The sequence below is a fragment of the Nocardia sp. NPDC057455 genome, assembly GCF_042802775.1.
GTDB lineage: Bacteria > Actinomycetota > Actinomycetes > Mycobacteriales > Mycobacteriaceae > Nocardia.
Genome location: NZ_JBHVDM010000005.1, coordinates 43,908 through 68,909, shown reverse-complemented (window position 1 = coordinate 68,909; position 25,002 = coordinate 43,908). Strand labels below are relative to the sequence as shown.

1 protein-coding gene is annotated in these 25,002 nt (G+C 69.8%); it reads right to left on the bottom strand.

The window, feature by feature from the left end; translation table 11 throughout:
- Positions 1-12: 12 nt before the first annotated feature.
- Positions 13-24,507 carry a non-ribosomal peptide synthase/polyketide synthase gene (locus ACFU5M_RS03420; RefSeq protein WP_379042980.1) on the bottom strand — a complete coding sequence of 8,165 codons (24,495 nt, stop codon included), beginning with the start codon at positions 24,505-24,507 and terminating at the stop codon, positions 13-15.
- Between the last annotated feature and the right edge of the window lie 495 nt (positions 24,508-25,002).

Genomic DNA, 25,002 nt, shown 5'->3' with positions numbered 1-25,002 from the left:
GCACCGAGTAGTTCAGCATTCGTTCGAGAACCTCTCCAGGATCGGGCCGATGACGGCCAGTGCGTGCGGGTGGGTCAATTCGAGATGTCGTGCGTCGACGACCGTGTTGCGCAGCTCGCCGGTGATGAACGGACGCCACGTCCGCACCACGGCGTCGTGGTCCGCTCGGTCCTTGCCCGCGGTGAAGAAGACCAGGTCGCCGTCGAAGACGTCCGGCCGGTACTCCTGAGCGATGGTGGTGGCGGTCTCGAAACTTTCCATCACCCGGTCGACCTGTTCGGCGGTGAACATGCCGGTGGCGGTCACCTGCGCACGGATCACCGCCCAGGCCTGCTCGTGGGTGTCCGCCGCCACCTCCGCGCCGAGATCGAACAGCTCACGCCAGCCACCGAGCAGATCGGCCATCAATTCACCTGGTGCGGGCTGGTCTGCGGTGGTGCTCATCGATGCGGCCAGTGCCTCGGAGTCGCCCACGGCGCTGTCCATCATGGCCAGCATGCCGACCTGCTGACCCACGCGCTGGAGCCGGACCGCGACGGCGTGCGCGATCGCACCGCCCAGCGACCAGCCGAGCAGGTGATACGGCCCGCTCGATTGCACTCGGCGTATCTCGGCCACATAGCGTTCGGCGAGTTCGTCGACCGAGTGCGCACCTGGTTCGCCCGCCACGACATGCGGATCCTGTAAGCCGTAGACCGGCCGGTCCTTGTGCAGATGCTCGACCACGCCGCCGTAGAACCAGGCCAGCCCGCCCGCGGGGTGTATCGCGAACACCGCGGGCTTGCGACCGTGCGCACGCAGCGGCAGCAACACTTGCAGCCCCGAGCCGCCCGCTGCGCCGTCGGCCCTGGCCGCCAGCGCTCGCGGCGTGGCGTCGTCGAACATCCACGGCAACTGGATCGTCACGCCGCGGGTGCGCAACTCGGTCACCACCATCGTGGCCAGCAGCGAGTTGCCGCCGAGATCGAAGAACCCGTCCGTGACCCCGACGCGCTGGACACCGAGGACCTGCGCGTAGACGTCGCTGATCAGCTTCTCGGTGTGGGTCCCCGGCGCGGCGAAAGCGGTCGTCGATTCCTCGAACTGCGGTGCGGGCAGCGCAGTTCGATCGAGCTTGCCGTTGACCGTCAACGGCAGCGCGGGCAACACCATGATCACCGCGGGCACCATGTAGCCGGTCAGCACCCTGGCGGCGGTCTCCCGGACCTCGGCGGGATCGATTCGCTCGCCGTCGACGCCCACGACGTAACCGATCAGCTGGTCCACGCCGCGTTCGTGCCGGTGCACCGTGACCGCGGCCTGGGTGACGAGCGGGTGGCGCAGCAGCGCCGCCTCCACCTCGCCGAGCTCGATGCGGAAGCCGCGCAACTGTACCTGCGCGTCGGCCCGCCCCGCGTACTCCAATTCCAGTCCGCTCGCGGACTGCCGCCACCGCCCCACGTCCCCGGAACGGTAGAGCCGGGCGCCGTCCCGATCGAACGGATCGGCCACGAAGCGGCCCGCGGTCAGCGCCGCGGCTCCCAGATAGCCTCGCGAGAGCTGGCCGCCGGCGACGTAGATCTCTCCGGCCACGCCGATCGGCGCCGGACGCAGCCGGTCGTCGAGGACGTACACCCGCAGTCCGGGCAGCGCAGCGCCGATTCCGGCCGAACTCGTCCGCGTGACCTCGGAGAACGTCACGTGCACGGTCGTCTCCGTGATGCCGTACATGTTGACCAGCCGTGGCGATCCGGGCGCGTGCGCCGCGAACCAGTCGTCCAACCGGGACGCGTCCAGCGCCTCGCCACCGAAGACGACATAACGGAGAGCGAGTTCCCCTGCGGGACAACCGGCTTCTCGGTAGCGGCGCTCGGCGTCGGCGAATCCGTAGAACGCCGACGGGGTCTGACTCAGCACCGTCACGCCCTCGCGGGCGACGACCTCCACGAACGTCTCCGGTGACCTGGAGGTGTCGTAGTCCACTACGACCACCTTGCCGCCGGACAACAACGCGCCCCAGATCTCCCACACGGCGAAATCGAAGGCGTAGGAATGGAACATCGTCCACACGTCGTCGGGTCCGAGGTCGAATCGCCCGGCCGCGTTGGTGAACAGGGTCACCGCTTCCCGATGGCTGACCGTCACGCCCTTCGGGCGGCCCGTCGATCCCGAGGTGTAGATCACATAGGCGACGTTGCCCGGCCGCACACCCGATACCGGCGCCGGATCGGAGAGCTCCGCGCAGTCCTCGACGAGCAATACCGGCGCGGCGCACTCCGGCACCGCATCGGACATGCCCGCCGAAGTCAGCACCGCGGCCGGACGAGCGTCGTCGAGCATGAACCGCAAGCGCTCCGGCGGATACGCCACATCCAGCGGCAGATATCCCGCACCCGCGCGCAGGACGCCGAGCAGGCCCACCACCAGGTCGGCGGTGCGCGGCAGCGCCACGGCCACCAGCGATTCCGGACCGACCCCGTGCTCGGCCAGCCGGGCGGCCACCGCGGCGGCGCGCCGATCCAGCTCCGCGTAGGTCAGCTGCGACGTGCCGTCGGTCACCGCGACGGCGTCCGGACGCGCGGCGGCCTGGGCGGTGAACAGCTCCGCGAGTGTCGTGTCCGCCACCACGGCCCCGGCGCTACCGGCCGCGTCGAGCAGTTCGCGACGCTGCGCCGGGCCCGCGAGGTCGATGTCACCCACCGCGATCGCGGGATCAGCGGTCACCTCCTCCAGGATCCGTACGTAGGCCTGCGCGAACCGGGTCATCGTCGCTTCGACGAACAGATCGGTGGCGTACGTCAGACGTCCCCGGATGCCGGCCGGCTGCCCGTGGTCGCCGGATCGTTCGACCAGGTTCAGATTCAGGTCGGCCTGTGCCGGTTCGAATCCGTTCTCGACCGGTTCGACCGTGAGCCCGGGCAACTCCAACGCCGCCTTGCTCAGGTTCTGCACATCGAGCGTCACCTGATACAACGGCAGGTGCGCGGTGGACCGCGGTGGATTGAGCGCCTCCACCACTTGCTCGAAGGGCACATCGGCATGCGCGAACGCCGCCAGGTCGGTATCGCGGGTCGCCGCGAGCAGATCGGCGAACGATTGGCGCGACGACACCCGCGACCGGAGAACGAGGGTGTTGACGAACATGCCGATCAGATCGTCGAGTTCGCGCTCCCCGCGCCCGGCCACCGGGGTGCCCACCGCAACATCGCCGACCGCGGCCAGCCGCGACAGCAGGACGGTCAGCGCCGCGTGCACGACCATGAAGACCGTCGCGTTCGCCGCGCGCGCGACCGCGCCGATCCGCTCCTGCAACGCAGCGGAGATCTCGAAATCCACTGTCCGGCCCCGCATGGACGCCACCGGCGGGCGCGGCAGGTCGGTGGGCAATTCGAGCAGTTCGGGCAGCCCGCCGAGTGTGTCCTTCCAGAAGCTCAGCTGCTGGGACATGATCGAGCTCGGATCGTGCTCGTCGCCGAGTACGTCGCGCTGCCACAGCGTGTAGTCCGCGTACTGGACCGCGAGGGCCGGCCAGATCGGTTCCGTCCCTTGCTTGCTCGCCTGGTAGGCCACCGCCACGTCCCGTGCGAGCGGCAGCATGGACTGCCCGTCGGCGCAGATGTGGTGCACGGCGATCACCAGGACGTGCTCGTGTTCGCCGAGCCGGAGCAACTCCATGCGCAGCGGGGGCGCCTGCGTCACGTCGAAGCTCGCCGAAACGGTGGCGAGCACGCGCTCCAACAGGCGCTCCGCCTCGACCGGGACCGCGGTCAGCTCGGCCGGGACCTGCTCAGCGGGGACCGCGACCTGATGCGGGACCCCGTCGGTCGTCGGGAACACGGTCCGCAGGGACTCGTGCCGATCGATGACCAGCTCGCACGCGTGTCGCAACGCGTCGATGTCGAGTTCACCCGTCAGCCGGATCACCAGCGGGATGTTGTACGCGCCGACGGAGGTGTCGAGCTGGTTGAGGAACCACATCCGCTGTTGCGCCAGCGACAACGGCACCAGCGCGGGACGGGAGCGCGGCACCAGCGGCACCCGGACCGTCCGCTCGGACGCATCCAGACGGGCGGCGAGTTCGGCGACCGTCGGCGCTTCGAACAAGTCACGAACGCCGACACGCACGCCGAGCGCGGTACCCAACTGGGCGGTCACCCGCGTCGCCGACAGCGAGTTGCCGCCGAGGTCGAAGAAGCTGTCGGTGGCCCCGACCCGATCGATGCCCAGAACGTTGCCGAAGACTTCCGCGACGTGCCCCTCGGTCTCCGTACGGGGAGCGGTCCAAGCCCGCGCCGCCGAGAATTCCGGCGTGGGAAGCGCCAGGCGATCGAGCTTTCCGGTTCGGGTGAGCGGGAATTCGGCGAGCACCATGCACAGATCGGGCACCATGTGCGCGGGCAGCCGCAGCCGTGCGCCGGCCCGCACCTCCTCCGGATCCAGGTCCTCGGAGCCGACCAGGTAGCCGACGAGCCTGCCGACGCCGCGCTCGTCTTTGCGCAGCACGACCACCGCGTGTTCCACACCGGGCTGTCCGGCGAGAACGGCCTCGATTTCCCCGAGCTCGATGCGCTGACCGCGGATCTTGACCTGGAAGTCGCCGCGGCCGAGGTATTCCACGGTGTGTTCCGGGGTCCAGCGAGCCAGGTCGCCGGTGCGGTACATGCGTGATCCCGGCGCGCCGAACGGATTCGCCACGAACGCGCCCGACGTCGCCGCCGGACGGTTCATGTATCCGCGGGCCAGTTGCACTCCGGCGAGGTACAGCTCGCCGACCACGCCGACCGGCACCGGTCGCAGCCACGCGTCCAGCACGACGGCCTCGACCCCGCGGATCGGACCTCCGATCGTGACGGTTTCACCGGGATACAGCGGATCACTGATGCCGGCCAGAATCGTCGTCTCGGTCGGACCGTATCCGTTCAACAGTCGCCGTCCCGGTGACCACTGCGTGACGATCTCCGGTGTCACCGCCTCGCCGCCCGCCATCAGCACCCGGAGGGAATCCAACCCCTTCGGGTCCATCGTCGACAGCACGCTCGGCGTCATGAACGAGTGCGAGACACGTTGCGCACGAATGAACTCCGCCAGTTCCGGGCCGCCGAATACCTCCGGTGGCGGCACCACGAGCACCGCGCCGCTGGTATGGGCCAGCAGCAGCTCGAGGACGACCACGTCGAAACCGGGAGCGGACGCGTTCAGTATCCGCGACCGGTTGTCCACGCCGAAGCGATCACGTTGCACCGCGGCGAAATTGGCCAGGCCCTCGTGGGTGACGGCGACGCCCTTCGGCGTGCCGGTCGAGCCCGAGGTGTACAGCACGTAGGCCGTGTCGCGATGATGCGGCTTCCGCACCCTGTCCCGGTCCGTCACCGCGGCGGAGGACCGCGCCTCGATCGCCTTCCGGGTTTCGGGATCATCGAGCGCCAGCCGCCGGACAGTGTCGGGTACCAACTCTCGCGACGCGCCCACCGTGATCGCGACCCGCACCTGCGAGTCGGTGACCATGTGCCCGACGCGTTCTGCCGGATTCCGCGGATCCACGGGCAGGAACGCGGCGCCGGTCTTGGCCACCGCCCACATGCCGACCACGAAATCCACCGACCGCGCCATCGCCAGCGCCACCTGGTCGCCCGGGCCGACACCCAGGTCGATCAGCTCGCGCGCGACACGGTTGGACCGGGCGTCCAGCTCGGCGTAGGACATCGTGCACTCGTTCGAGACCAGCGCCGCCGCTTCCGGATCCACCGCGACAACCGCGGACAGCAACTCCCAGAGCAGTCGGGGTGATTCGGCGCGCCCGCCGCTGGCGGGCACCAGATCACGGCGCTCGGCGGCGGACATCAGGTCGACCGCATCCAGCCGCGCCCGCGGATCGCTCGTGATGGCGCGCAGCACGGTCTCCAGGCGGGCGGCGAGGCCTGCGGCCGTCCGGTCGTCCACGCGTGCCCGCTGGTAGCGGATCATGACGTGCAGCTGGTCGGTCTGGTGGGCTTGCACCGTGATCGGATAGTGCGCGGCGTCGCTGCCGTCCGCCGCGACCACCCGCATGCCGTCGATGTCCGCGTCGCCCAAGCCGCTGCTGTCGACCGGGTACGACTCGAACACCACCAGTGTGTCGAACAGCTGCGCAGCGCCTGCGGCCGACAGGATGCGGGACAACTCGACGTCGTGATGATCGAGCAGGCGGGTGTTGTCGGCCTGCAGCCGCCGCAACGCGTCCTCGACGGTCGAGGCCCGCGGGACGTGCACGGCCACCGGGATCGTGTTGATGAACAAGCCGATCATCGACTCCACGCCCGGCAGGTCGGCGGGACGTCCGGAGACCGTGCTGCCGAACACCACGCGCTCGACGCCGAGCAGGTTCCCCAGGACCACCGCCCAGGCGAACTGCACGATCGTCGCCATGGTCACCGCTCTCGTCCGGGCGAATTCCACCAGTTCGGTGGTGGCGGCGCGATCCAGTACGACCGCCAGGTCGACCGGGATGCCGACCGTCGTGTGCGTCCGCGCATCGGCGACCACCGTGGGTTCGGTGAACTCGCGCAGAGCCTCACGCCAGGCCTCGATACCGACGGACGGCTCACGCCGGTCCAGCCATTCCAAATAGCCGCGGTAGGACGCCGCGGCGGGCAGCAGTTCCGCCCGCCCGCTCACCGCGTACAGCCCGATCAGCTCCCGCCACAGCAACGGCAACGACCAGCCGTCCAGCAGCAGGTGGTGTGCCGTCAGCACGAGCCGGAAGTCCTGCGGCGCCACGGCGATGAGCAGGAACCGCAGCAGCGGAGGATCGGCGGGATCGAACGGGACAGCCCGCTCGGCCGCGATCAGCTCCTCCGGAGTCTTCGTGCCCTCGCGCAGATCGATTCGTCGCCAGCTCACCACCGCGTCCGCCGGAATCACTTGCGCGGGAACGCCGTCGGCCGTTCGGACGAAGGCGGCGCGCAGGTTGGGATGACGCTCCAGCAACGCCGCCGCGGACCGCTCGAGCCGATCCTCGTCGATCACACCGGCCAGGGCGAGTGTCGATTGCGCCGTGTAGACGTCGAGATCACCGGCGGCGAGTTCGGCGTGGAACAGCAGGCCCGCCTGCAGCGGCGCCAGCGACCAGACATCGCCGAGGGTTCCGTAGCGCCCGGCGAAGGTATCCAGGTCGGACTGCGTGACCTCGACGAGCGGAACGTCGGCGGGTGAGAAGCCCCAGTCCCCGTCGGCGCGGGCCGCCGTGGCGATCGCGGTCACCGCGTCGACCCATGCGTCGACGAGTTCGGCCACGTCGTCGTGCTCGAGCAGCCGGGACGCGTAGCCGACATGCGCGGACAGGCGTGGTCCCGCCTCGGTGTCCACGATGTTCACGTCGATCGTGACGGCCGCCGCCGCGGGCATGTCCGGATCGAAGGCGCCCCGCCGGTCGAACGGCTCGTCGGTCGGAATCCACGCCAGGTCAGACAGCGTGGTGAGATCGACGCCGATCCGGCCGAGGTTGTTGAAGCTGATCTGCGGCTCCGGCAGTTCCGCGAGCCGGTCGGAGGTGCCCGCGTGCAGGTAGCGCAGCAGACCGTAACCGATTCCCTTATCCGGAATCTCGCGCAGCTGGTCTTTCACCGACATCACCGCGGCACGCGGATCATCCGGTGCGACGCCGCTCAGATCGAGCGCAACCGGATAGGTGTCGGTGAACCATCCCACCGTGCGGGAGACATCCGCGCCCTCGGCGATCTGCTCCGCCCGGCCGTGCCCCTCCAACAGGACCTTCACGCCCGCGTGCGCGACACCGCGCCGGCGACGCCAGCGTGTCGTCGCCACCGCCAGACCGGCCAGCAACGCGTCGTCGACGCTGCCGTGCGCGGCCCTTGGCACCGCGTCGAGCAACGCCGCGGTGACCTCCGCCGGCAGCGACACCGTCAGATGCCGCACGGTCGCGTGGGTGTCGAGGGCGGGGTCGAGTGGCGCGCTGCCGAGCAGCGGATCGGGAGCCGCGGCCATCCGGTGCCACAGTTCGAACTCCTCGGCGCGGGCCGCGGCGGCGTCGGCCACCGCGTGCGCCCACCGGCGCATGGAGGTGCCCTGTGCGGGCAATCGCACCGCGCGTCCCTGCGTGACCTGCTGCCAGGCGGTCGCGAAGTCGGGAATCAGGATCCGCCACGACACACCGTCCACCGCCAGGTGATGCACGACGATCAAGGCGCGCGCCTCGGCGTCGACACCGGTTTCCGGCAGCAGGCACACCACCTGCGCCATCCGGCCCGCGGCCGGGTCGAGGCGGTCGGAGGCCTCGGCCAGCGCCGCTTCCACCACCGCGGTGAAACCTTCGCTCCCCGGACGCTCGTCGGAACCGAAGGTATGGGTGAACACCGCGCTCGCGGCATCCGCGGCGCTTACCGGCGGCACCTCCAGGCACTGCTCGCGCAGCCTCGCGCGCAGCATGTCGTGCTGTTCGAGCACAGCCCGCACCGTCGCGGTCACGTCGTCGACTCGCGCGCCGCGCGGCAAGCGCACCAGCATCGACTGAGCGAATCGCGGGGCGGCGCCGAGGCGCTCGGTGAACCAGGAAACCACCGGCGTGAACGGGACCTCGCCCACGCCACCGCCCGGCAACTCCGCGAGCGAGACCCGTTCGGCGGCCGCGGCGACCCGCGCCAGGCCCCGGACGGTCTTCTGCTCGAAGATGTCGCGCGCCGTCACGATGACGCCTGCCGACTTCAACCGCGAAGCGAGCTGGATCGACAGGATGGAATCGCCACCGAGGGTGAAGAACGAGGTGGTGACACCGACCGACGCGATACCGAGAACGTCCGCGAACGCGGCCGCGATGATGCGTTCCGCCTCGGTCGACGCTGCCTCGTCGGCAGCGGCGGCTCGGAAGACCGGTTCCGGCAACGCTTTCCGATCCACCTTGCCGGTCGAGGTGATCGGCATGCGGTCGAGCACGGTGATCACCGACGGCACCATGTGCGCGGGCAATGCCGACGCGACGTGATCGAGCACGGTGTCCGGGTCCACGGCCGTCGCGCCCTCGGTCACGATGTACGCGGCCAGCAGCGGCTGCCCGCCCGGCCCGGTGCGGCTGATCGTCACCGCGGCGGCCACCTCCGGATGCGTGAGCAGCGCGGCGTCGATCTCGCCGAGTTCGATGCGCTGGCCACGGATCTTGATCTGGAAGTCGCTGCGGCCGACGTATTCCAGGGTGCGCTGCGCGGACCAGCGCACGATGTCGCCGGTCCGGTACATGCGCTCCCCCGGCTCGCCGTAGGGATCGGCGACGAACGCACCGGCCGTCACCGCCCGCCGGTTGAGGTATCCGCGCGCCAGCTGCGCCCCCGCAAGGTACAGCTCTCCCGCGACGCCGACCGGCACCGGGCGCAAGCGCGCGTCCAGCACCAGTGCCTGCGCGCCTCGAATCGGGCCACCGATCGCGATCGGATCGCCGGGCCGCACCGGATCGCTCATCGTGATCACGATCGTGGTCTCGGTGGGGCCGTAGATGTTGTGCAACCGCCGTCCGGGCGCCCAGGTGGCGACCAGCTCCGCGGGCACCATCTCCCCGCCGACCGCGAGCATACGCACCGACTCGAGACCGGCGGGTGACATGGTCGCCAGCACGCTCGGCGTCAGGAACGCGTGCGTCACCTGGTGTGTCCGGATCAATTCGGCCAGATCCGGGCCGCCGAACACCTCCGGTGGCGATACCACCAAGGCCGCGCAGGCCGCGTGCGCCATCAACGCTTCCAGCAGCACCGCGTCGAACGCGGGCGCCGCCACTTGCAGCACGCGGGAGGCGCCGTCGACCTCATAACGATCACGCTGCTCGGCCGCGAAGCTCGCCAACCCGGCATGCGTGACCACCACACCCTTGGGCGTTCCCGTCGAGCCGGAGGTGTAGATCAGGTAGGCGGCGTCCTGGATCCGCAGAGCACGTCCGCGGTCCGCGTCGGTCACCGGCCCGCCGGACCGCGCCGCGATCTCGTCGGCCGTGCGTGAATCGTCGAGGGTCAGCCACCGCATGCCATCCGGCAGCGACGGGCGGGCGGTCGCGAGCGTGATGCCGATCTCGACACCGGAATCGCTGATCATGTGCGCGATCCGCTCGACGGGGTAGCGCAGATCCACCGGAACGAAAGTGGCGCCGGTCTTGGCGATCGCCCACATGGCGACGTGATAGTCGACCGACCGTGGCACCGCCAGCGCGACGAACTCGCCCGGCCCGGCGCCCCGGGCGAGCAGATGGCGGGCGAGCCGGTTCGCCCTGCGGTCGAGTTCGGCGTAGGTGAGGGTCCCGGTGTCCCCGATCAGGGCCACCGCTTCCGGGACCGCGGCTACGGCCGTGGCCAGCAGGTCCGGAAGCAAGCAAGGCCGCGTGGCGTCCTCGCCCCGCGCGGGCACCAAGCGTGCGGTGTCGGCGGCGCTCAGCAGACCGATGCGGCCGATCGGCCGCGCCGGCTCGGCGGTGACGGCCTCGAGGACCCGGACGAATCTCTCGGCCAGCGAATGCGCTGTCGACTCGACGAAAAGATCGGTGGCATAGATGATCTCACCGTCGATCCCGGCGGGCCGATCCCCCGCACGGCGTTCGGTCACCAGCACGGTGAGATCGGCTTTGGCCTGCGCGATGCCGGGATCGAGAACCTCGACACCGATGCCGGGCAGCTCGAACCGGGCCGCCCGGGTGTTCTGCAACCCGAACATCACCTGGAACAGCGGCGAATACGCCGTCGCACGCGGACGGCCGATGACGTCGACCAGCCGCTCGTAGGGCAGGTCGGCGTGCGCGAGCGCTTCCAGGTCGGTATCGCGCACCTCGGCGAGGAATTCCCGGAACGATCGGTCGTCGTCGATACGTGTCCGCAGCACCACCGTGTTCACGAACATGCCGACCAGATCGTCGAGTTCCGGCCTGCCGCGCCCGGCGACCGGGGTGCCGACCGAGATGTCGTCGCTGTGCGCGGTGCGTGCCAGCAGGATCGCCAGCGCCGCGTGCAGGACGACGAACACCGTGACGCCCTCCCGGTGGGCCAGTCGCACGATGTCGTCGGGCAGCCGCGCGGGCAGTTCGAACCGGACGTTGCCGCCGTCGGTGGAGAGGGTGGCCGGCCGCGGGCGGTCCGTCGGCAGGGCAAGCAGCTCCGGGGAACCGTCGAGCGCGTCGGTCCAGTAATCGATCTGGCGCGCGATCAGCGACGACGGGTCGTCCTCCGCGCCGAGCAGTTCCTGTTGCCACATCGCGTAGTCGGCGTACTGGACTTCCAGTGGTTCCCACCGCGGCGGGTGGCCGCTCACCCGCGCCCGGTACGCGGCGAACACATCACGGGCCAGCGGAGCCATCGACGCACCGTCGGCCGCGATGTGATGGACCACGACCACCAGCACGTGCGCGTCCGGCGCGGTGCGATACAGCCGCGCCCGCACGGGCACCGATTCGGTGATGTCGAATCCCGCTTCGACGGCTTGCCGGATCCGATCGGCCAGTTCCGTCGCACCGGCGACCGGCTCCGGCGCGAATGTCACGTCCGCGCCGATCGCCTCGACATCCCGCACGACCTGGCAGGGCTCGCCGTCCACCAGCGGGTACACCGTCCGCAGTGGCTCGTGCCTGGTCACCACGTCGAGGAACGCGGCCCGCAGCGCATCGGTGTCCAGCGAGCCGGTCAGCCGGGCCGCGAAGCAGATGTTGTATGCCGCCGAGGCGGTGTCGAACTGGTTGAGGAACCAGATCCGCCGTTGCGCCGCAGCCAGCGGGACCGCACCGCGACGTTGCCGCGCGGTCAGCGGAGCCACGGTGGACCTGGTCCGCACCGAAATCCGTTCGGCCAGGGCGGCGATCGTCGGTGCGTCGAACACGTCGCGGATGCCGACGTCGACACCGACGGCTGCCTGGGCCCGCGCCGCGAGCTGAGCGGCCGAGAGCGAGTTGACGCCGATCTCGAAGACGTTCGCCGTCACGCTCACCCGGTCCGCGCCGGTGAGTTCGGCGACCAGGCGCGCCAGCACCGCCTCGGCGTCGGTGCGCGGCGAGACGAAAGTCTCGCCGTCGTCGAACACCGGCCGGGGCAGCGCCGAGCGGTCGAGCTTGCCGTTCGCGGTGAGTGGCATCGCGTCGAGCACCTGCACACCGTCCGGCACCAAGTAGGAGGGCAGTGTGCGGGTCAGTTGCTCGCGAATCGCGCGGCCGTCGGTCACCGCGCCGGGAGCCAATGTCACGTATCCGACGATGCGTTCGGTCGTCACGATGGCCACCGCCCGCGCCACCTGTGGGACGGCGCGCAACGCGGCTTCGATGTCACCGGGCTCCACCCGCTGACCGCGCACCTTCACCTGGAAATCGCTACGGCCCAGATACTCCAGCTCACCGGTCTTCCGCCAGCGAACCAGGTCACCGGTCCGGTACAGCCGCTCCCCCGCCGCACCGAACGGGTCGGCGACGAAGGCGCCGCAGGTGAGATCGGCGCGCGCGTGGTAGCCGCGCGCCAATTGGACGCCCGAGACGTACAGCTCGCCGACCACGCCGACGGGCACCGGCCGCAACCGCGAATCCAGGACGTAGACCTTCATGCCCGCGGCAGGCGCTCCGATCGGCACCGTCGCGGCGGCCGGCGCATGCGGCGCACACCGCTGGGCGGTGACCACCTCCGCCTCCGCCGGCCCGTACCAGTTCACCACCTCCGCCTGCGTGAAGACACGCGCCGCGGCGTCGACCGTGCGTTGCGCCAGCGCCTCGCCCGCGACGAACACCCGCCGGATCGAGGGCAATTGCGCGACGCCCGAGGACTCCAGCAGGACATCGAGCATCGACGGCACGAAGTGAACGGTGGAGATCCCGTACCGCGCGATGACCTCCGCCAGGTACGCCGGGTCGCGATGGCCGTCGGGTTCGGCGACGACGATGTGCGCACCGGTCTGCAACGGCCAGAACAGCTCCCACACCGCGATGTCGAACGTGATCGGCGTCTTGTACAGCACCGCGTCCGACGTTGCGTGCGGCCACTGCCGCTGCGCCCAGGCCAACTGGCTCACGGTGGCGGCATGGGTCAGGGCCACCCCCTTGGGGACGCCGGTGGAGCCGGAGGTGAACAGCACGTAGGCCAGATGGTTCGGCCGCAGCGGCGTGCGCCGCTGCGCGTCGGTGATGCGGTCGCCGGACAGATCTGTCACGTCGATTCGATCGATCGGCGCGTACTCGAATCCCTCCGGCAAGTCGCCGCCATCGGCCGCGGTCGTCAGCACCAGCAGTGGACGGGCCGCGCCGAGGACGTGCGCGATCCGTGCGCTCGGGTGATCCGGGTCGATCGGCAGGAACGCCGCGCCCGCCTTCACCACCGCGTAAACCGCCGTGACCAGTTCGGCCGATCGGCGGATGGCCACCGCCACAATCGTTTCCGGCCCGGCGCCGCGCGCGATGAGCCAGCGGGCCAGCTTGTTGACCCGTGCGTCGAAGTCCCGGTAGGTCGAGGCGCTTCCGTCCGGAAGTCGCAGTGCCGTGTCGTCCGGGGTGCGGGCGACCTGCTCGTCGAAGACATCGACGAGCGTCCGGCCGGGTGCGGCGGAGCCACCGGTGTCGTTCCACCGTTCCAGCACCTGGGACCGCTCGGCCTCGTCGAGCAATCCGATCTCGCCGACGGTGGCCTCGGCCTCGCGGGCCGCGGCATCGAGGACTCCGACGAATCTGTCGGCGAAGCGCCGCACCGTGTCCTCGTCGAAGAGGTCCGTGGCGTAGGTCAGGCGCAGCGTCATGCCGGTCGGCTCGTTGTGCGTGCCGTGGCCTTCGCTCACCATCAGCAGCAGGTCGTAGATCGCCGCGCTGTCGCCAGGGTCCACATTCTCCACGGTGAGCCCCGGCAGTTCGACGCGAGCCCGCGCCATGTTCTGGTAGGCCAGCAGCACCTGGAACAACGGCGTATGCGCGGTCGAACGCACCGGGTTCAGCGCGTCCACCAGTTGCTCGAACGGCACGGTGGCGTGATCGAACGCCTCGATATCGGTGCGCCGTACCTGGTCCAACAGGCTCGAGAACGTCTGATCGAGCGTGACCGGCGTCCGCATCACCAAGGTGTTGACGAACATTCCGACCAGGTTGTCCAGCGACCGGTCGCCGCGTCCCGCGTGCGGCACGCCGACGGTGACGTCGTCGCTGCCGGACAGCCGCGACAGCAGCACCGCCAGGGCCGCGTGCACCACCATGAACGTGGTGGCACCGGCCCGCCGCGCCAGCGCTTCCACCCGGCCTTGCAGTTCCCCGGGGATGGCGACCTGTATCACCGCGCCGCGCTGGGACTGCTCGAGCGGCCTCGGCCGGTCGGTCGGTAATTCGAGCAGATCGGGCACGCCCGCCAATTGCGTACGCCAGTAGGCGATGTCGCGAGCGATGTACGAGTCCGGGTCGTCCGCGGAGCCGAGGACCGCGCGCTGCCACAGGGCGTAGTCGGCGAATTGCACGGGCAGCGGCGCCCAGCCCGGTGCGGCACCGCCGGAGCGCGCTCGATACGCCGTCACCAGATCGGCGGCCAGCGGCGCCACCGAGAAGCCGTCGCAGCCGATGTGGTGGGCGGCCAGCGCGAGCGTCCACGCCTCGTCCGACATCTGGTACAGCGCCACGCGCAGCGGCACGCCCTCGGCCACGTCGAATCCGGTGCCACAGAACTCGGCCAGCCGGTGCGGCAGTTCCCGCTCGCCGACCGCCTGCGGGGTCAGGTCGCACGCCGCCATCACGTCCTGGGCGTTCAGCACGACCTGGGTGGGCGTGCCGTCGACCGCCGGATACATGGTGCGCAGGCTCTCGTGCCGCTCGACGACATCGCCGACCGCGGCCGTCAAGGCCGCCAGGTCGAGCGCGCCGTCCAAACGAATCGCCAGCGGCACGATGTATCCGGGTGCGGACGGATCGAATTGATTGAGGAACCACATCCGGGTTTGCGCGTGCGACAGCGGGATACGGTCCGGCCGCGGGCCCGCAGTCGGCGCCGGAAGGCTCGGGACCGCGCGCAGCCGGGCGATCCGCTCGGCTAAACCGGACACGGTCGGGGCTTCGAAGATCGCGCGCACCGGAATGGTCACGTCCACGACGTCGCCGATCCGGCTCAACGCGCGCGTCGCGACCAGCGAGTTGCCGCCCAGCTCGAAGAAATTGTCGTCCGCGCCGATCTCGGGCCGGTCGAACAGTTCCGCGAAGACCGCGGCGATCGCCTGTTCGACCAGGCCGCGCGGCGCACGGAACTCCGACTCCCCAACCCCCGGGTCGGGCTCGGGCATCGCCCGGTAGTCCACCTTGCCGTTGGCGTTGAGCGGAATCGAGTCGATCCGGGTCACCGACGACGGCACCATGTAGGCCGGCAGCCGCTCCAGCAGGAAGCTTCGGACCTGCCGGGTGTCGAGCGCCGCGTCCGCGACCACGTACACGACCAGCCGCTGCTCGCCGCCGTCGGCGCGTACCTGCGCGACGGCCGCGTGCACCTGCTCGTGCGCGATCAGCGCGGCCTCGATGTCGCCGAGTTCGATCCGCAGGCCGCGCATTTTCACCTGGGTGTCGGCGCGACCGACGTAGCGCAGGTGGCCGCCCTCGTCCCAGCGCACGAGGTCGCCGGTGCGGTAGAGGCGAGCGCTGCCCGCGCCGCCGATGGGATCGGCGACGAACGTCGCCGCGGTCAGGCCCGGCCGATCGTGGTATCCGCGCGCCAACTGGACACCGCCCAGGTACAGCTCACCGGTGACGCCGATCGGCACCGGATGCAACCGCGAATCCAGCACGTGCACCGCCACATTCGCCTCGGGGGCGCCGATCGGCACGGCCACGCCCTCGACCCTGTCGATCCGATGTGCGGTGACGCTGACCGCCGCCTCCGTCGGGCCGTACAGGTTGTCGATGCGCGCATCGCTGAAATCCCGGAAACGGCGGACGGTCTCGACCGGCAGCGCCTCGCCGATGCACAGCACGCGCCGCAGGCCCGCGACCTGCTGCGGGGCGGCCACCTCGAGGAACGCCGACAGCAGCGACGGCACGAAATCCACCGTGGTCACCCGGTACTCGGCCAGCAGCCGAGCGACCTCGCGCGGGTCGCTGTGCGCGTCGGGACCGGCGACCACCAGCGCCGCGCCACAGGTCAGCGCGGAGAACAGCTCCCAGACCGACAGGTCGAAAGTCACGGGCGTGCGCAGCAGCATGACATCGTCGCCGCCGAGGCGGTAGTGCTCACGCATCCAGCGCAACTGGTTCACCACCGCGGCGTGCGGGACGGCCACGCCCTTGGGCACACCCGTCGAGCCGGAGGTGTAGATGACGTAGGCCAGATCCGCCGGGCGCAGCGGCCGCGTCCGGTCGGCATCGGTCAGCGCCGATCCGTCCATGTCCTGGGCATCGAGGTCGGCGAGCAACCAGACCGGTACGTCGCCGGGCAGACTCGCCCGGTCGGCCGGACGGGTGAGCACCGCGACGGGCCGCGCGGCGGAGAGGACGGCACGCACCCGGTCGACCGGGTGGTCCGGATCCAGCGGCAAGTAGGCCGCCCCCGCCGCGTGGATGGCATACAGCGTCGCCAGCAGATCCACCGAGCGGTGCATCGCCACCGCCACCACGGTTTCCGGCCCCGCCCCGCGCCGGATCAGCGCACGGGCCAGAGAATTCACCCGTGCCCCGAATTCCCGGTAGTCGAGCCGCGCCCCGCTCGTAGCGTCGAACACCGCCGGGTACTCCGGCGTCGCCGCGACTTGCATGGCGAACAAGTCCGCGATCGTCGCCGCCGGAGCCCGCGTGGTCGCACCGATCGACCGTTGCGCGATCCGGTGTGCTTCCGGCTCGGTCAGCAGATCGATGTCGCCGATGGCGCGAGTGGGATCGAGGACGATCGCGCGCAGCAACAGCAGGTAGCGGTCGAACATCGCCGCGACCGTCGACTCGTCGAAAAGATCTGTCGAATAGCCGAATTCGACGGCCATGTCGCCCGGTTCGCCATCCGGCTCCAAGGCGTCGACCAGGTTCAGGTGCAGGTCGTATTTCGCCACACTCGGATCGGCCATCTGCGCCGAGACCGTCAGGCCCTCGAACCGCACCGTCGGTATCTCGATGTTCTGGAACGAGAAGCCCACCTGGGTCAGTGGCGCGTGTGCCGTCGAGCGCGGCGGATTCAGCACCTCGACCAGGCGCTCGAACGGGATGTCGGAGTTCTCGAACGCCGCCAGGTCCGTGGCCCTGACCTGGTCCAGGATCCGGACGAAGGACGCGTCGGGCGCGATGTAGGTCCGCAGGACCAACGTGTTGACGAACATGCCGACCAAGCCGTCCAACCCCGGCTCGCCCCGACCGGCGATCGGCGTGCCGACCGCGATGTCCCCGGTGCCGGACAGCCGCGCCAGCAACGCCGCGTAGGCCGCGTGCATCACCATGAAGACCGTCGCGTCGTGACGGCGGGCCAACGCGACCACCGCACGATGCAGATCCGCGGGGAGCGTGGTAGCGACCGTCGCTCCGCGGAACGACTGCTTCGCCGGCCGCGAACGGTCGGTGGGCAGATCCAGTACCTCGGGCAGGTCGGCGAGGGCCGCGAGCCAGTAGCGGGTCTGGGCGACGGTCGGGCTGTGCGGATCGTCCTCGGTGCCCAGCAGCTTCCGTTGCCACAGCGCGTAATCCGCGTACTGCACCGGCAACGGCGCCCACTGCGGGGCCCGGCGCCGGACCCGAGCCTTGTACGCGGTCATCAGGTCCGCGGCCAGCGGCGCGAGCGAGGACCCGTCGAAGCTGATGTGATGGACGACGAGCACCAGGGCATGGTCGCCGGGCCCGCTGCGCAGCAGCGCGACCCGGAACGGAACCTCGGTGGTGACGTCGAAGCCCACCGTCACCTCGGCGGCGACGCGCGCCTCGACCTCGTTCGCCGCGACTGTCACCGGTGTCAGCGCAGGCAGCGCCGTTTCCACCGGGACGATCACCTGATGCGGCCCGCTGTCGCTGTCCGGATAGACGGTTCGCAGCGCCTCGTGCCGTTCCAGCACGTCGGCGACGGCCGCGTGCATCGCGGCCACGTCGAGATCGCCCGACATCCGCACGACCAGTGGGATGTTGTAGACCGGCGAGTTCGTGTCGAACTGGTTGAGGAACCACATGCGGGCCTGAGCGGGCGACAGTGGGATCCGGTCCGGACGCTCCTGCGGCGCCAACGGCACCCGGGTCGCCGCGTCGGCACTGCGCAGGCGCTCGGCCAGCGCACCGATGGTCGGCGTCTCGAAGATCGCGCGCAAGGGCACCTCGACACCGAACGCGCCGCTGAGTTGCGCCGCCGCGCGGGTGGCCGACAGCGAGTTGCCACCGAGATCGAAGAAGCTGTCGAGCACGCCGACGCGGTCGATGCCGAGCACGCCCGCGCAGATGTCGGCGACGATCTGCTCGGTCGCGTTGCGCGGCGCGACGAACTCCACCGCGGGAGCGAATTCCGGTTCCGGCAGGGCGGCGCGGTCGACCTTGCCCACCGACGACAGCGGGAGGGTGTCGAGCACCATGACCGTGTCCGGGACCATGTGTGCCGGCAGGCGTTGTGCCGCGTACTTCGTCAGCTCCGCGGTCTCCACGGCGCCGTCGGCGGGTACCACGTACGCCGCCAGCCGTGATCCGCTCTCGGCGTGCACGCCCACCACGACCGCTGCCGCGACGCTCGGATGTCCGGCGAGGACGGCTTCGATCTCGCCGAGCTCGATGCGCTGGCCGCGGATCTTCACCTGAAAATCGGTGCGCCCCAGGTATTCCAGGGTGTGATCGGCGGTCCAGCGCGCCAGGTCACCGGTGCCGTACATGCGGGTGCCCGCGGGGCCGTAGGGGTTGGCCACGAACGTGGCGGCCGTGGACGCGGGCCGGTTGAGGTACCCCCGCGACAACTGCACACCCGAGACGTACAGCTGACCGGTCACCCCGACCGGGACGGGCCGCAGCCGCTCGTCCAATACCACCGCGTCCACACCACGGATCGGGCCGCCGATGGTGACCGGGTCACCGACGCACAGCGGATCGCTGATCGCGACCATGATGGTGGTCTCGGTGGGGCCGTACCCGTTGTGCAGCCGTCGCCCCGGCGCCCACACGGCGACCGTCTCGGCCGACACCGCTTCCCCGCCCGCCACCAGCACCTGCAGCGAATCGAGACCGGCGGGCGACATCGTCGCCAGCACGCTGGGCGTCACGAACGCATGCGAGACCTCTTGTGCGCGAATCAATTCCGCCAGCTGCGCACCGGCGAACACCTCCGGCGGCGACACCACCAGCACCGCGCCGTTCGCGTGCGCCATCAGCACCTCCAGCATCACCGCGTCGAAGCCGGGCGCGGCCACCTGCAACACGCGAGACCTGCGATCGACGCGGTAGCGCTCACGCTGCTCGAGCGCGAAATTCGCCAAGCCCTCGTGCGTGACCGCCACGCCCTTCGGTTTGCCGGTCGAGCCCGAGGTGTACACCACGTAGGCCGCGTCGGCGACCCGGCAGGCTCGCACGCGATCGGCATCGGTCACCGCCGCGGCGGATTGCGTCGCGACGAACGCCTCGGTGCCCGGGTGGTCGAGGATCAGTTGCCGCACCTGATCGGGCAGCAGGGTGCTCGCGGCCTCGACGGTGAGCGCGACCTCCACATTCGAGTCCGCGATCATGTGCGCCACCCGCTCGCTGGGGTAGCGCGGGTCCACCGGCACGAACGCGGCACCCGCCCGCGCTACCGCCCACACACCGACCACGAACTCCACCGACCGCCCCATCGCCAGCGCGACCTGGTCCCCCGGCCCGACGCCCCAGTCGATCAGTACCCGGGCGAGACGATTCGACCACTCGTCCAGCTGCCCGTAGGAGAGCACTCGATCCCCCGCCACCACGGCCGGCGCGGTGCGCTCACCGACCAGCAGCACATCCGCCAGCACCCGGGGCTTTTCGGCGCGACCACCGGAAGCCGGGACCAATCCCAGCCGCTCGACACCGGACAACAGATCCACTTCGCCGACCCGAGCCCGGGGATTGGATACGAACGCGTCGAGCATCCGGTTCAGCCGCTCGGCGAGTTCTTCGACGGTCTCCCGGTCGAAAAGATCCGTGGCGTAGTTGATGCGCAGCGCGACATCGCCACCCGCCGCGGTGTTCTCGGCGACGGTGACGATGATGTCCACCTTCGCCGGTTCGGCGCCCGGATCCAGCAGCTCGACGGTGAGTTCGGACAACTCCAAGCTCGCCCGGTCCATGTTCTCGAACGCCAGATACACCTGGCACAGCGGCGCGTACGCCATGGACCGCTTCGGGTGCAGTTCGTCCACGACGCGCTCGTAGGGCAGGTCGCTGTTGGCGAAGGCATCGACGTCGATGTCCTTGACCCGCGCCAGGAATTCGGTGAACGACTCCACGAAGGACACCTCGGTGCGCAGCGGCACCGTGTTGACGAACATGCCGATGAGCGGTTCCAGCGCGCGTTCGCCACGGCCGGCGACCGGCGTGCCGATGGTGATGTCCGCCGAACCCGACATCCGCGCCAGCAGCACGGCCAGTGCGGCGTGGACCACCATGAACGTCGTGACGTTGGCCGCGCGAGCCAGCCGCTCGACCCCGGCGAAGGTCTCTGCGGGGATCACGGTGTCCGCGACGTCGCCGCGCATGGATCGGCGGGCCGGACGCGGGCGGTCCGCGGGCAGCTCCAGCACCGGCGGCATCCCCGCCAATCGCTGCGACCAATACCGCAACTGGTGGGCGGCTCGCGAATCCGGATCGTCCGGGTCGCCGAGCAGGCGGTGGTGCCAGACGCTGTAGTCGGCGTATTGCACGCTCAACGGCTCCCAGTCCGGGGTCTTCTCCTGCACCCGAGCCTCGTAGGCGATGGCGACATCGACCGCGAGCGGCCGCAGCGAGGATCCGTCGCAGCAGATGTGGTGCAGGACAACGGCCAGGACATGCCGTGAGCGATCGGCCGCGGCGAGCAGCGCCACCCGGATCGGGGCGCGTTCGCGCAGATCGGTCCCGGCCGATGCCAGGTCACGGATCCGCTGCTCGATATCGTCCGGATCGGTCGGCTGTGGGGTCAGGTCGAGACCGGCGACGACCTCCTCGGCAGGCAGGATGACCTGTGTTCCCTCGCCGTTCACGGCGGGGTAGACGGTGCGCAGCGATTCGTGCCGATCGATCACGTCGGTCAGCGCGGCTCGCAGCGCCGCCGCGTCGAGACGTCCGGTCAGCTGCACGATCAGCGGGATGTTGTAGGCGGCCGAGTCCGGGTCGGTCTGGTTGACCAGCCACATCCTGTTCTGCGCCGGCGCCAGCGGTATGGGCTCGGGCCTGACTGCCGCGCGCAGCACGGGCCTGCCGGAGCGGCCGCCGTCCTCGAGGCGCGCGGCGAGCCCGGCGACGGTCTGCTCGACGAACAGGTCGCGGACCGACACGTCGCACCGGGTCACCTCCGCGATACGCACGGCCGCGCTGGTCGCGGTGATCGAGTTGCCGCCGAGTTCGAAGAAGCTGTCGAACACGCCCACCCGGTCTGTCCCGAGCACCTCCGCGAAGACGTCCGCGATCGATTCCTCGACCACCGTGCGGGGCGCGACGTACGCCGCGGCCGAATCGAAGACCGGCTCGGGCAGCGCCCGGTAGTCCACCTTGCCGTTCACGGTCAGCGGCACCGCGTCGATCACGACGACGCTCGACGGCACCATGTATTCCGGCAGCATCCCGGCGACATGCGTACGCAGGCCGTCCGGCTCGCAGGTCGCGCCGACGGCGGGGACGACATAGCCGACCAGCCGAGCCGCCTCGGTGCCGGGCAGATGCACGACGACGACCGCGGTGGCGACGCCGGCGTGGCTCAGCAGCGCGTTGCGGATCTCGTCCAGCTCGATCCGGAACCCACGCAACTGCACCTGCTGGTCGGCACGACCGCGATATTCGAGCTCGCCCTTGTGATTCCAGCGCGCGACGTCGCCGCTGCGGTAGAGGCGCTCCCCCGGCCGCCCGAACGGATTCGCGACGAAGCGTCCCGCGCTCAGCGCCGGTCGCCGGAGGTAACCGCGAGCGAGTTGCGTTCCCGCGACGTAGATCTCGCCCCAGGCGCCGAGCGGGCACGGACGCAACCGCTCGTCCAGCACATAGGTTCGCAGGCCGGGCAACGCCGGGCCGACCGTGCTCGGTGCGCCCGGTACGGCGATGTCCGGCGTGAGGTCGGTGTAGGTGACGAAGACGGTGGTTTCGGTGATCCCGTAACTGTTGGCCAGAACCGGCAGATTCGGGTTGTGCTCGTACCAGTCGGCCAGTGCGGCGGGATCGAGAGCCTCCCCCGACAGGATGACCACCCGCAGCGACAATTCGCCCTCGGGCTCCCCGGCGTGCGCGTACCGCTGCCGTGCGGCCGCGAACTGGTAGAACGCCGACGGCGTTTGGCTGAAGACCGTGACCTTCTCGCGTGCCGCGAGGCGCACCATGTCGTCCGGCGATCGAGTGATGGGGCCGTCCACGACGACGATCCGACCGCCGGTGACCAGCGCACCGAAGATCTCCCAGACCGAGTAGTCGAAGGCGAAGGAGTGGAACAAGGTCCAGACGTCGTCGGGCCGGACGCCGATCTCGGCACACGAGTTCACCAGGTAGGTGGACACGGCGCGATGGGTGATCGAGACGCCCTTCGGCCGGCCGGTCGATCCGGAGGTGTAGATGACGTAGGCGAGGTGGTCGGGGCGCAGCAAGCCGGTCCGATCGGCCTCGGTGATCGGGTCCGCGGCCTGCTCGGCGGCGAGAACGTCGTCGAACAGCACGACGCGGCCGGGATCGCCCGGTACGTGCTCGCGCATGCTTCGCTTCGTCACCACCGCGATCGGGTTCGCGTCGCTCAGCACATATTCGAGCCGTTCGGCCGGATGAGCCGTGTCCAGCGGGAGGTACCCAGCGCCCGATTTGAGCACGCCGAGCACGGCGACGATCAGATCCGCATCCCGTGGCAGCGCGATGGCCACCAATGATTCCGGCCCCGCGCCGAGGGCGATGAGCCTGCGGGCGAATCGATTGGATCGTTCGTCGAGTTCGCGGTAGGTGAGCGTGGCGGCGTCCGAGGTCACGGCGACCGCGGACGGCGTGGCCGCCGCCTGCTCCGCCAGTAGATCCACCAGTGTGGCGGAGGGGGATTCGCCGTCGTGTCCCGCGAGCTCCTCGACGATGCGCAGTTCCTCGGCGGGTCCGACGAGCTGGATGTCACCGATGCGGGTGTCCAGGGGCGAGTCCATCATGCGGTGCAGGAAATCGAGGAACCGGTCGGCGTGCGCCTCGAGTTCGTCCTGCCCGTAGAGGTTCGGATTGCCGTGCAGTTCGATGAGCAACGGGGCGTGCGCGCCCGAGCGGTACAGATTGAGCTGCAAATCGTCGAGCGCACCGGAGGTCAGTGCGCGGTAGCGGCCGACGGCCGAGCCGAGACGAATCTCCGAGTCGAAGAACAGGATGTTCACGATCGGGCCGAAGGAATTCGCGGCCGAGTCGATCGCGGCGGAGTCGCGGCGCAGGTCCTCGAACCGGTACAGCTGGTGGCGCATCGCCGAGACCAGCTCGGAGACCGACGCGTGGACCAGTTCCTCCACGGTGGTCGAATGGTGCACGGCGAAGCGAATCGGCACCATGTTCGCCAGCATCGCGGCGGCGTTGCGCAGGCGCTTGGTCACGCGGGCGGTCACCGGCAGCGACAGCGCGACGTCCTCGGTGCCGGTCATCCGGGCGAGGAAGGCGGCGAAAGCGGCGATCACCACCTGCGCGGCGGACGCGTTCACCTCGTCGGCGAAGCGGTCGAGCCGGTCGGACAGGTGTTGGGGCAGTTGCAGACCGGCCACCCGGTCGACCTTGCCGAAGCGGGCCGTGCGGCCGGACAAGCTGACCGGCGTGGGCAGGCCGGAAACCTTGTTCAGCCAGAACGCTTTGTCCGCCTCGTAGCGCGAACTGGTGCGATAGGCGTGCTCCGCTGCGACGATGTCGTGCAGGCTCGCCGCGTCCAGTCGCGTCGGAGGCCTGCCCTCCAGCAGAGCGTTGTAATGCTCGGCCATCCGCATCAGGCTGTTGAAGGCGCCGTACCCGTCGATCACCAGATGGTGCGCGCGGCCGTACCAGAAGTAGTGGTCCTCGCCGACCCGGATGAGCCTCGTCACGGTGAGCCGGTCGCGGCTGAGGTCGACGGCTTTGGTGTTGTAGTCGCGGCGCATCCATTCCATCGCCGCCGCGACCGGATCCTGCGCATCGCTGAAATCCAGCACCGGCTCGTCGTAGATGATGCTGCGGTCGACGAATTGATACGGCCGGCCGTCGGATTCGATTACGCGCACGACAAGGGACTCGGTTTCGTGCCCCCCGGCGTTCACCGCCCGCGTGAACGCGTCATGGTCCACCGGGCCCTCGATCTCGACGCAGTGTGCGATATTGACAGCCGGTCCACCGGGCATATGGTCCGCGAGCCACATGCCGTACTGCGCACTCGAGAGCGGAATCAGCCCCAGATCGCCGTCGGCGGTTCCGTCTGACTTCAGATTCATCGCATGACCCCTTATTCCTACCCGGACGCGCGAGGGCACGGCCGAAGGACGTCGGCCCACCGCATCCGAAATCTGTCGCTTATATGCACTTCGTCTACGTCGAGCGGCGCCACCCCTGCTCGGCACCGCGCCTATACCAGGTCTCGCGTGTAGCTGGATCCGCCGGTGTCCGTGTCCGCAATCCGAACTCGGACATCTACGGGGACTCCCACACCTCCCGTTTGTCGGCATTCAAGTCGTCTCAAAATCTGAAAACAGAACTTTTGAACCTGCGGTGAAGATCGACACTCTGGTGGGGCAAGCTATCTGACAGCAGCTCGACTCAGTCTAGTGGCATCAAACCTCCCAGCTCCGCACGGAGGCCGGGCGTTTCGAATCTCGGTTCGAGCGCAGCGGCCGTGACACGTCCCGCGCGATGCAGCCTCCGCGCGCTCGTATCGCTCAATGAAGTGCCTGGTGCAGAGCGGTGGATCCACTAGGGAGCACCCGCGATCGGGCATCGTACATGCCGGGTAGATGCCGGAATCAAGTCGG